The sequence below is a fragment of the Neisseria sp. P0001.S005 genome (assembly GCF_051963715.1).
In genome coordinates this window covers 1-253 of the sequence record NZ_JBQCTZ010001015.1, presented here as the reverse complement: position 1 = coordinate 253, position 253 = coordinate 1, and the positions used below count along the sequence as shown (strand labels likewise).

Here is a 253-nt window from a genome sequence, read left to right as displayed (position 1 = left end):
CTCCTTTAGGCGATCCTCCTCTGTTCTTAGGATTCCTGAAAGGCGTAGATTTCATGTGGACGGTCAAACACATGCTGATGCCTGTATTGATCAGTTCTGTGGTTTTGCTAGCCGTTTTCTACATCATTGACAGCCGACACTTCAACCGTGAACAAAGCGAGCACCTTGCTCCTGCCCCTTCCGATAAAGAAGAAAAAGTCAAAATCTACGGCAAATGGAATTTTCTGTTACTGGCCGGCGTAGTCGGCGCGGT

Annotated in this window: 1 protein-coding gene; it reads left to right on the top strand. The window is 47.8% G+C overall.

Annotated features, from left to right (window positions below; translation table 11 throughout):
* A partial coding sequence (locus ACTHSP_RS23900) for a sodium:proton antiporter (protein ID WP_440347218.1) occupies positions 1-253 on the top strand: 253 nt, incomplete at both ends.